Here is a 9,922-nt window from a genome sequence, read left to right on the forward strand (position 1 = left end):
CGGGGATAAACCGCGTTCAGCACTCCCGGTATTACTCCCCCTCCTCCGATCCCCGCGAGGGCGGGGATAAACCGCGCTGGTCCTGAATGCGGCGCGGGTCGGTGACCCGATCCCCGCGAGGGCGGGGATAAACCGCCGTTCCGCTTGCTGTGGAACGGCGACAACAGCCGATCCCCGCGAGGGCGGGGATAAACCGGTTCCGAGCCCTGTGGGAAGGCATCAGGGAGCCCGATCCCCGCGAGGGCGGGGATAAACCGTTCTTCTGTAGAACTTGAAAGCGCACCCTGCGCCGATCCCCGCGAGGGCGGGGATAAACCGTTGTAGGTAGGGTAGTGGTGGTGATTCCCTGACCGATCCCCGCGAGGGCGGGGATAAACCGCCCGCACGCAGCGGGCAAAGCCGTGAAGGGAGCCGATCCCCGCGAGGGCGGGGATAAACCGTTCTCGCTTTGCAGGGTGTTCCACTCGCGCCACCGATCCCCGCGAGGGCGGGGATAAACCGTACTCGACCATCACCTCCTCGAAAGTGCGTGGCCGATCCCCGCGAGGGCGGGGATAAACCGGCTGCACAGCAAGAGCGACATTGCCGCCGAGCCCGATCCCCGCGAGGGCGGGGATAAACCGGCTGTTGTCGAATACGTCGCCCTGTATCCACTCCGATCCCCGCGAGGGCGGGGATAAACCGAATGCCAGGTCGCTCTACCGATGCACAGCACACCGATCCCCGCGAGGGCGGGGATAAACCGGTGCGGCCACCTTCTCGCCCACTCAGGGCGAGCCGATCCCCGCGAGGGCGGGGATAAACCGCAACTTCATCCCGAATCGGTTGAATTCAAGAGCCGATCCCCGCGAGGGCGGGGATAAACCGCACACCGTCCGCGCCGGCAAGGGCGTGGCTGACCGATCCCCGCGAGGGCGGGGATAAACCGGCGCCGGCAATACCCAGGCCGAGGAAGGCCGGCCGATCCCCGCGAGGGCGGGGATAAACCGCCGGTGTTGTAGACGCCCATCAGGGTGGCCGGCCGATCCCCGCGAGGGCGGGGATAAACCGTCGATGGAGTTCGCGGCAAGCATCACCGTGGCCCGATCCCCGCGAGGGCGGGGATAAACCGCGGATGAGCGTTCATCGCCATGTCATATCTCCCCGATCCCCGCGAGGGCGGGGATAAACCGACAACCTGGACTGGTCGATTGTGGTGAGCACCCCGATCCCCGCGAGGGCGGGGATAAACCGACGCCATCGCCGGCGGTTGTGATCTCTTCGACCCGATCCCCGCGAGGGCGGGGATAAACCGGCCCGGTAGCTGCGCTGGGTATCCATGTCCTCCCGATCCCCGCGAGGGCGGGGATAAACCGCACTGGGGGCCGCGCTGGCACGCCATGCACGGCCGATCCCCGCGAGGGCGGGGATAAACCGTCGCTTCTGGATGACAAGGGGAACCGCTGTGACCGATCCCCGCGAGGGCGGGGATAAACCGTCGACCTAGAGATTCCCGCTGATACGGGCTCGCCGATCCCCGCGAGGGCGGGGATAAACCGAGTGGCGCCTGCTTAGAGTGTTTAGGTATGAGCCGATCCCCGCGAGGGCGGGGATAAACCAGAGCCGACCGAACTCTTGAAGAAAGCATTGCGCCGATCCCCGCGAGGGCGGGGATAAACCGTCACCTTCATCGATTGGCTCCCAGCCGATCAGCCGATCCCCGCGAGGGCGGGGATTAACCGTGGGAGCTGTACGAGATCGCGAAATATTGCGACCGATCCCCGCGAAGGCGGGGGTTAGCCGCCGTCGCGTAGTAGGGTGCTTATTGGGCTAGGCCGATCCCCGCGAGTGCGGGGGTTAACCGTAGATGGTCCACTTGCCGCTGATGCTCATGTCCCGATCCCCGCGAGAGCGGGGATTAACCGCCGGAGTGACACACCATGAGCCGACATTGGCTCCGATCCCCGCGAGGGCGGGGATTAACCGGCCAGCGACTGGGATCGCCTCGAGGTGACCCTCTGATTCCCGCGAAGGCAGGGATTAACCGGGCCTGAAGAGTCCAGCCGAGCTGTTCCCAGCCCGATCCCCGCAAAGGCGGGGATTAACCTCTGACGCCGATGTCATTGGCCTCCAGGTCGAACTGATCCCTGCGAGGGCGGGGATAAACCGTTTTCCCACCAGAAGACGCGACCAATGATGGTCCGATCCCCGCGAGGGCGGGGCTTAACCGCGGCCCGTCCGCCTATAGTCCTCTAGCGAGAACCGATCCCCGCGAGGGCAGGGATTAACCGTTGCGGCAGGTTTTCAGACTGGTCTGGTATCGCTGATCCCCGCGGGAGCGGGGGTTAACCGCTGCGCGAGTGGGAGCGCTTCCACAACCGCATCCGATCCCCGCGGGAGCGGGGTTAACCGGTATTGTCGCCCGTGCCCATGCATCGCGCAGGCCGATCCCCGCGAAGGCGGGGATTAACCGAAGATTTCCACCACCGCAAAGGAGATCGCCTACCGATCCCCGCGAGGGCGGGGATAAACCGATCACCGGCAGCTTTACCTGCATGGCGCTGGACCGATCTCCGCGAGAGCGGGGGTTAACCGCATCCATCGCCTGACCCTGGCCTCTATCTCTACCGATCCCCGCGGGAGCGGGGATTAACCGCTGCACCGGCAGGCCGAGGAAATCGCCAAGGCCCGATCCCCGCGGGAGCGGGGGTTAACCGAACGGCGCCAGTGCCCTTCCCCATCGGTGGACCGATCCCTGCGAGGGGGGATTAACCGGATGCTGACCTGGTGCGCCATGGCGATGGCGTCCGATCCCCGCGAGGCTGGGGATAAACCGTCTCAGCAGTGAGACAAATAGCCAGTATTACTTCGATCCTCGCGGGAGCGGGGATTAACCGATCGGTGGCGCCTGGTTTATCGATCTGGACGCCCGATCCCCGCAGGAGCGGGGGTTAACCGGGGTGGGCCAGCAGACGCTCCAAAGCGATCAGCTGCTCCCCGCGAGGGCGGGGATTAACCGAAATGTGGAGAGAAGGCGCAACGACTATCGAACCGATCCCCGCGAGTGCGGGGGTTAACCGAACCCCATGGAGCCGCCGGGCTTTGCCGTATTCCGATCCTCGCGAGAGCGGGGATTAACCGTCATAGTCGCGCTGGCGCTGGAACACCATGGGCCGATCCCCGTAGGAGCTGCAACGAATAAACCACCAGGGTGCAGCCCAATGGTAGAGCTGCACCCACAAGCTCGTTGTTACCCCCCAAACTCCTCCGTATCGATCTCCTTCTGCAGCGCTGCGCTGTAGCGGGCGCCGGCGACCTGGTCCGGTGTCAGCAGGGCGGTGAGACGTTCCAGGGTGTTGGGTTCCAGGTGCAGGTTTTCCGCTGCCAGGTTTTCGCGCATGTGTGCGACCGAGCGGCTGCCGGGAATGGGGATGACGTCGTCGCCCTGGGCGGTGAGCCAGGCGAGGGCAAGCTGGCCGGGGGTGACCTCCTGCTCGCTGGCGATGGTCTTGAGTTTTTCCAGCTGGCGCAGGTTATGCGGCAGGTTGTCGGCACTGAAGCGCGGCATGCCGTGGCGCACGTCATTTTCGGCGAGCTGGCTGGTGTCGGTCACGCCGCCGGCGAGGAAGCCTCGCCCGAGCGGGCTGAAGGCCACCAGCGCGGTGTCGGCCTCGCGACAGGCGTCGAGCAGGGCGATCTCGGGGTTGCGGGTCCACAGCGAGTATTCGGACTGCACCGCAGCGATGGGGTGCTCGGTCCTGGCGCGGCGCAGGGTGACAGCGGAGATTTCCGAGAGGCCGATGGCGCGTATCTTGCCCTCTTTTACCAGCCGGGCGAGTTCGCCGACGCTCTCCTCGATGGGCACCTGGCGGTCCAGCCGGTGCAGGTAGTAGAGGTCCAGGTGGTCGGTATTCAGGCGTTCGAGGCTGGCTTCGCACTGGTGGCGCAGCGTCTCGGGACGGCCGTCGATCACTTTCTTGCCCAGCGCCGGGTCCATGGCCATGCCGCACTTGCTGGCCAGCAGGATCTCGTTGCGCTTGCTCGCCAGCGCCTTGCCCACCACGCGTTCGTTGACAGTGGCGCCGTAGAGGGTGGCGGTGTCGAAGTGGCGATAGCCCATCTCGAAGGCTTCTTCCAGGGCGCGTATCGCTTCGGCCTCGGGCACCGGGTCGCCATAGCCGTGGGAGAGGTTCATGCAGCCCAGGCCGATGGTGGGAGAGGCCACTTCTTTCAGGCGAGAGAAGAACGACATGCTGGCTCCGCGTCAGAGTTCGGGCATTTATCATGCCGAGCCGGGCACCGCTCGCGCAAGCCAGACATTCCATCTCGAGCACAGCGCTTTCGTCGCATCGTTCACAGGGCTTCCTCATTCTATCGTTACCGTTGGTTTTCAGGCGTAACGAAGCCGCTTCCTGATCCAGGATAAGGAGTGAATCATGAGCACCGCAGGGATCGCCCACTACGGGCGCTTGAATCGTTATCTGCACTGGGGCATGGCGCTGCTGCTGGCCTGGCAGTTCACTACTACCAGCGTGCGAGTGCTGTTGAGCGACAGCGCGCTGGATGAGCTGCTGTGGCCGACCCATCGGCCCGCTGGCTTCCTGCTGATGGTACTGGTCGTGGCGCGGGGACTCTGGGCGCTGGCGAGCCGGGCGAGCCAGCCTCCGGCAGTGAGCCGGGCGGCGCGCCTGGGGCACCTAGCTCTCTATGGCTTGATGCTGGTGGTGCCGACCCTGGCGTTGCTGCGGCAGTACGGTTCGGGCCGCGCCTTCGAGCCGTTCGGAATTCCGCTGATGTCGGGCTTCGAGGGCGAGCGCATCGAATGGATGGTGGCTGCGGGCAGCTTGCTGCACGGAGAACTGGGCTGGTTGCTGCTGGCGCTGATCGTGGGTCATGTGACGATGGTGTTCTGGCACCGCCGCCAGGGGCAGGATGTGTTGGGCCGTATGCTGGTGCGCTAGGAACGGACGGTAGGCCCGGCGGTGCTCCGCCGGGCTTTGGCTTTACTTATTGCATCAGCGTCTTGATACGCTCCAGATAATCCTTGCCGCTCTCACGAATGCGGTCCTGCTCCTGGGCATCCGCGCCAGCATGGACCTCCTGCACCTGTTCGCGCATGATCCCGACTTCTTCCTCGATCTTGGCCAGGGCGTTCTCCATGGTCTCGGTGAGCTGCAGGATAATGGCCATGTCGCCTTCGGTCAGCTGATCCTTTGTGAGCAGCACGTCGAGCAGGTCGTTGCGCAGTTCCAGGGCGTCGACGGCCTGCTTGAGGGTGTCGATGGGCTGGCCTTGGGCCTCATCTAGCTGCTCGACGAGCTCCTCTTCCACCGGCTCTTCTTCGGCATGAGCAATGCCGAGGGTCAGCAGGGCTGCAAAGAGAGTCACCGTTAACGTTCGCATGTCTGAACCTCTCCGTGGCGTTCGTGTAGTACCCCTCAAGCTAGTTGAAATTCAGTGGCTTACAAGGTTTCACAAAGGCAAGTTCAGTCAATGGAGAAATTGTTGGCCCCTTGCCCGCTTGCGGTATGCTGTAGCGATAATGACTTGCAAGGATGTTCCCATGTCAGATCAAACTCCGTTTCAGCGTACCCTGGCCGAGCTCGATGGCTTGCATGCCAAGGACCCGCGCCGGGTGGATGTCGATGGCCAGCCCTTGCCCAAGGAGCTGTGGCATGCGGGGCGCATGAGCGCCTGGCTCGAGCGCGTGGTCGAAGCACCCAGCGAGCTGGTGCAGATCGCCGTGCGCTCCCAGCATCTGCAGCGTTGGGAGGTGCCGCGCAGCGAGTATCCCGAGGGGCGGGTAGGCTATCTGACCTGGCGTCGCGACCAGGGCAAGCGCGCCGGTGAAACCACCGCACGGGTGATGGAAGCGGCGGGCTACTCGGCGGAGGAGGCTGCCGAGGTGTCGCGGATGATTCGCAAGCAGGGCCTGGGCCGCGATCCGGGCACCCAGGCGGTGGAAGACTGTGCTTGCCTGGTCTTCCTCGAGAACTACTTCGCCGATTTTTCGCGCCAGGTGGAGCATGACCACCTGGTGCGCATCGTGCAGATGACCTGGAAGAAAATGTCGCCCAAGGCCCATGAACTGGCGCTGACGCTACCCATGAGTGCGGAGACGCGAGCGGTAGTGGAAGAGGCCTTGGCTGGCTAGGTGAGTCTTGAGAATGATTTTCCTTTGCCTTGACTGTTGATCGGTGGGCGGCTAGATTTCCAATAGTTAATGATAATTGTTATCATTAATGGTGCTAATGGAGGTCGCCAATGTCGTACTTCACCCATACCGCCGTCCGTGGGGCTACGCCTACCCTGCAGATCTGTGACGCCACATCGTGCTCGGTGCGCCTGGCTCGTGAGTATCCGCGTCACGACACCGCTCTCTCCCAGGAGGAGTTCGAGCTGCTGCAGCTCCATCGGGAGGAGGCCAGGCACGAGTTGTTCCGGCGCTCGTTCATGCTCACCTCCGAGCGCTACCTGAAAGGGGAACTGGTTGAGCCTGGCCCGGGTAACGAGGGGCTGGGGCGCTTCAGCTCAGAGTGACGCTCAGGCTGTCATCGCTTTCGCAGGGTTTGCCGTGGCGCAGGGTCAGGCGGCGCTCGCTCAGGTTCATCACCACCGAGAAGAGGGTTTCCATACGCTCTTCGGCGGGTTGGGCGGGATTGAAGTGACGGCAGATCGACAGTGGCGCGCCCTGATGGTCGCTGAGCACGTCGAAGAGGTGCGCTTTATCGAGGGTGGTGTCCGGTGGCAGCTCATCGTGCAGCAGCGCGTCGAGGCGGCATAGCCGGGGCTCTGAGTCGATACGGGGATAGTCCTGCACCGGGTAGGGGGTGTTGTCGGCGTAGAGGTGGTTGGTGTGGGTGACGATGCCGCTGCTCGGCGCGATTCGCCCCGGCTCGCCGGGCTGCACCTCGAGACCCACGGCCTGGCCCCCCTCGTTGTCGACCGGAGCGCTGGCGAGCAGGAAATGCGCAGGCGAGCAGACCCGGTCGTGAGTGGCCACGGCAAGGGCACTGTCGAAGTCGGGGCTCTCAAGTATCTTGCGCAGCGCAACGTGTATCGGCAGGCCTGTGCTGCAGGTCTGCGAGCGAATGGCATTGAGACACACGCCGATGCCCTGCTCGTTCATCCCCACCTTGCCCACCATGCCGGCCTCGCCGATGCTCACCAGGGCGGGCTTGCCAGCGCCTCGCACGTGCAGGGCGACCACGTTGTCGAGCTGGGCGCTGCGCCAGTCCCAGTTCTGGGCCAGCCATTGCGTGCCGTGGCGTGCGATGGAGAAAGCCGAGCAGCCGCCGCTGGCCTGTGTCAGGGCTATCTCGCTGCGGCAGTTCAGCGTGAGGATATCGAGGAAGTCGACCCCGGCGCCCCAGGCAATGCCGTTCATCTCCTCGAGGATCTCGGGAAAGCCCCGTGCGATCATCGCCTCGAAATGGTGAGCTCGGCCGCGAGCCTGACTCCAGCCGATACCGACGAAGTCGTGGAACAGCTGACCGTACACCTCGATGCCGCGCTGGATCAGGTCGCGGTGAATGCGGCCGTGCTGGGCGCCGATCTCGTGGTAGCTGCCGCTCAGTTCGGTCAGCGGCAGGGGCCGCAGTCGCCGGGTCATAGTACCTCCTCTAACAGGTTCAGAAAGGCCGCCCAGGACTTCTCGTCGGCGCGCTGCTGGTAGCGCTCGTCGCCGAACACAGTGAAGCCGTGGGGGGCGCCGGAATAGATCTGGATCTCGTAGGTGGCCTCGATGGCCTCGAGCTCCTCGACCAGCCCGCTGACGTCTTCCATGGTGACGCTGGTGTCGGCGCCGCCGTGGGCGATCAGCAGCGGCGGGGGCTCTTCGGGCCACTCCTGGCCTTCCGGTGTGGCCACGCCGCCGTGAAAGCTCGTATAGGCTGCCACGTTGTCGGCCTCGCCCGAGCGGGCGATCTCCAGTGCCACGGCGCCACCGAAGCAATAGCCCATGATGACGACGCTCTCCGCGGCACCCTGCTCACGCGCCTCGGCCAGGCCGGCCAGGGTCAGCTCGCGCATGCGTTCGCGATCGGAGTAGAGCGCGCGGGTGGCTTCCTGGCGGGCATCGAGGGTCTCGGGTCGATGGCCCTGCCCGAACAGGTCGATGGCGAAGGCGTCGTAGCCCAGCTCGGCCAGCATGTCCGCACGCTGACGTTCGTAGTCGTCCAGCCCGTTCCAGTCGTGGACGATCAAGATGGTGCCGCCGGCCTCGCCATCGGCGCTGGCAAGGTAGCCTTCGAAGGTTTCGTCGCCCACGTCATAGACGACATCGCTGCCTGCGGGGGTGAAGGCGTAAGCGCCACTGACAAGGCCGAGCGATGCCAGCAGCGAAAGGGGAGTAAGAGCGGGGCGCATGGGTGCCTCCTGTCGGATGGCATGACGGGTCAATCAGTATAGGCGAAAGCCGCTGGCTGCATTTCGGGTGCACTTTCCCCGGCATCTATGCCGAAACGGGATTGTTCATCCCCGATAGGGAGTTGGCGTTGTCGTTACGGGCTAGAACGTTGGTATGGGGGGCTTGTGTTTTGTCTCGTAGCCTTCCAGATTTAGGGGGTGTCTGTCCTTGGTAACCAGACGTAATCAACCAGAGTGAGAAGAACAACCATGAAGAAAAGCGTTCTAGCGATGGCGATCGCAGCCACCAGCGTGGCATTCGTAGGCGCGGCGCAGGCGGAAGTGAAGGTCGGCTTCATCGGCGGCTTTACCGGCCCGATCGAGAGCCTGACGCCGCCCATCTACGAAGGCGCTCGGCTGGCGGTGCAGCAGGTCAACGAGCAGGGCGGCATTCTCGGTGGACAAACACTGGTGATGCCCAGTGCCGACACCACCTGCAGCGATGCCTCGGCCGCTTCCAACGCAGCGGACCGCATGGTGAACACCGAGAACGTTACGGCCATCGTCGGTGCCCTGTGTACAGGGGCTACCGTGGCAGCGGCCAACAGTGCCGCTATCCCCGGTGGCGTGGTGATGGTATCTCCAGCCTCCACCGCCCCGGCGGTGACCGAGCTGGACGACAACGACCTGGTATTCCGTACCGTACCTTCTGATGCCTACCAGGGCGAGATTCTGGCCAAGCTGATGCTGGACAAGGGCTTTGATGAGGTCGCGGTCACCTACGTCAACAACGACTACGGTCGCGGCCTGTCGGATGCCTTCGTCGAAGCCTTCGAGGCGGAGGGCGGCATGGTGGCCGAGAACGTGGCCCATGAGGATGGCCGCGCCGACTACCGCTCCGAGCTGGGCTCGCTCTCCGCCAGCGGAGCCGAAACCCTGGTGGTGCTGGCCTACGCCGACGGTTCCGGTCAGACCATCCTGCGCCAGGCCTACGAGAGCGGCATGTTCACCCAGTACGCCGGCGCCGATGGCATGGTGGGCTCTTCGCTGATCGAGGCCGTGGGGGCCGACGTGCTCGAGGGCATGATTGCCACGCGCCCGGGTAGCCCCGAGCTGCCGGGTACCGACATCTTCGCCGAGGCAGCCGAGGAAGCCGGCTTCGATCCGACCGCGGTGTTCGCGGCCCAGGCCTACGATGCCGCCTTCCTGCTGGCACTCGCCATCGAGCAGAACGGCAGCGCCGAGCGTGAAGGCCTCTCCCAGGCCCTGCGCAGCGTCTCCTCTGCACCCGGTGAAGTGATCCTGCCGGGCGAGTGGGAGAAGGCCGTGGAGCTGATCGCCGCCGGCACCGAGATCAACTACGAGGGCGCCTCCGGCACCCACGAGTTCGACGAAAACGGTGACGTGCCGGGAGTCGTGGTTGAGATGGTGGTCGAGGACGGTGCCTTCGTCAGCAAGGGCCTGGTCGACCTCTAAGCACTGACACGACGAGCGCAAGAAGAGAGGCCCTGGCGGGATTTCTGAACTGACCCCCAATAGTTGGACGGTTCATTCAGCCGGCGTCCAAGGCCTGAGTCCTGTACTGTACGGGGCTCAG

Annotated in this window: 8 protein-coding genes and 1 CRISPR repeat array; of the genes, 4 read left to right on the forward strand and 4 right to left on the reverse strand. The window is 64.5% G+C overall.

The features are described from left to right. Window positions 1–45: 45 nt before the first annotated feature. Window positions 46–2,087: direct repeats of the CRISPR family, unit length 29 nt; unit sequence CCGATCCCCGCGAGGGCGGGGATAAACCG. 1,142 nt (window positions 2,088–3,229) lie between these two features. After that, window positions 3,230–4,231 (reverse strand): aldo/keto reductase, encoded by a 1,002-nt coding sequence (locus tag H1D44_RS17690; RefSeq protein WP_181516452.1) that lies wholly within the window; start codon window positions 4,229–4,231, stop codon window positions 3,230–3,232. A gap of 184 nt (window positions 4,232–4,415) precedes the next feature. On the opposite strand from H1D44_RS17690, the gene H1D44_RS17695 reads away from it, so the two are divergent. Continuing rightward, window positions 4,416–4,940, forward strand: coding sequence for a cytochrome b (locus H1D44_RS17695; protein ID WP_181516454.1), 525 nt, complete (start codon window positions 4,416–4,418; stop codon window positions 4,938–4,940). A 46-nt stretch (window positions 4,941–4,986) separates the two neighbouring features. Here the strand turns inward: H1D44_RS17695 and H1D44_RS17700 are convergent, their stop codons facing one another. Beyond that, on the reverse strand, window positions 4,987–5,382 hold the full coding sequence (locus H1D44_RS17700; RefSeq protein WP_181516456.1) for a DUF6746 family protein: 396 nt from the start codon (window positions 5,380–5,382) through the stop codon (window positions 4,987–4,989). Between the two features lie 160 nt (window positions 5,383–5,542). Here H1D44_RS17700 and H1D44_RS17705 point away from each other — a divergent pair, with 160 nt between their 5' ends. Together H1D44_RS17705 and H1D44_RS17710 are read left to right on the forward strand one after the other, a co-directional pair. Further along, a complete protein-coding gene (locus tag H1D44_RS17705) occupies window positions 5,543–6,133 on the forward strand; it encodes a DUF4202 domain-containing protein (RefSeq protein WP_181516458.1) in 591 nt (196 codons plus the stop codon). Between the two features lie 110 nt (window positions 6,134–6,243). Beyond that, a complete protein-coding gene (locus H1D44_RS17710; protein ID WP_181516460.1) occupies window positions 6,244–6,519 on the forward strand; it encodes a hypothetical protein in 276 nt (91 codons plus the stop codon). On the opposite strand, the gene H1D44_RS17715 is transcribed toward H1D44_RS17710, so the two are convergent. Both H1D44_RS17715 and H1D44_RS17720 read right to left on the reverse strand, forming a co-directional pair. Beyond that, window positions 6,506–7,591 (reverse strand): C45 family autoproteolytic acyltransferase/hydrolase, encoded by a 1,086-nt coding sequence (locus H1D44_RS17715; RefSeq protein WP_181516462.1) that lies wholly within the window; start codon window positions 7,589–7,591, stop codon window positions 6,506–6,508. The two genes, H1D44_RS17710 and H1D44_RS17715, sit on opposite strands and share 14 nt — an antisense overlap. Continuing rightward, complete coding sequence (locus H1D44_RS17720) at window positions 7,588–8,346, reverse strand: dienelactone hydrolase family protein (RefSeq protein WP_181516464.1); 759 nt, start codon at window positions 8,344–8,346, stop codon at window positions 7,588–7,590. The genes H1D44_RS17715 and H1D44_RS17720 overlap by 4 nt, the downstream gene beginning before the upstream one ends. A gap of 249 nt (window positions 8,347–8,595) precedes the next feature. Here H1D44_RS17720 and H1D44_RS17725 point away from each other — a divergent pair, with 249 nt between their 5' ends. Next, a complete protein-coding gene (locus H1D44_RS17725; RefSeq protein WP_181516466.1) occupies window positions 8,596–9,801 on the forward strand; it encodes an ABC transporter substrate-binding protein in 1,206 nt (401 codons plus the stop codon). The last annotated feature ends 121 nt before the right edge of the window (window positions 9,802–9,922 follow it).

The organism is Billgrantia kenyensis (genome assembly GCF_013697085.1).
Classification (GTDB): Bacteria; Pseudomonadota; Gammaproteobacteria; order Pseudomonadales; family Halomonadaceae; genus Halomonas; species Halomonas kenyensis.

Bases quoted from the DNA above. Each gene is read 5' to 3' on its own strand.
- H1D44_RS17695 (WP_181516454.1), top strand. From the start codon at position 4,416: ATGAGCACCGCAGGGATCGCCCACTACGGGCGCTTGAATCGTTATCTG.
- H1D44_RS17705 (WP_181516458.1), top strand. From the start codon at position 5,543: ATGTCAGATCAAACTCCGTTTCAGCGTACCCTGGCCGAGCTCGATGGC.
- H1D44_RS17700 (WP_181516456.1), bottom strand. From the start codon at position 5,382: ATGCGAACGTTAACGGTGACTCTCTTTGCAGCCCTGCTGACCCTCGGC.
- H1D44_RS17690 (WP_181516452.1), bottom strand. From the start codon at position 4,231: ATGTCGTTCTTCTCTCGCCTGAAAGAAGTGGCCTCTCCCACCATCGGC.
- H1D44_RS17715 (WP_181516462.1), bottom strand. From the start codon at position 7,591: ATGACCCGGCGACTGCGGCCCCTGCCGCTGACCGAACTGAGCGGCAGC.
- H1D44_RS17710 (WP_181516460.1), top strand. From the start codon at position 6,244: ATGTCGTACTTCACCCATACCGCCGTCCGTGGGGCTACGCCTACCCTG.
- H1D44_RS17720 (WP_181516464.1), bottom strand. From the start codon at position 8,346: ATGCGCCCCGCTCTTACTCCCCTTTCGCTGCTGGCATCGCTCGGCCTT.
- H1D44_RS17725 (WP_181516466.1), top strand. From the start codon at position 8,596: ATGAAGAAAAGCGTTCTAGCGATGGCGATCGCAGCCACCAGCGTGGCA.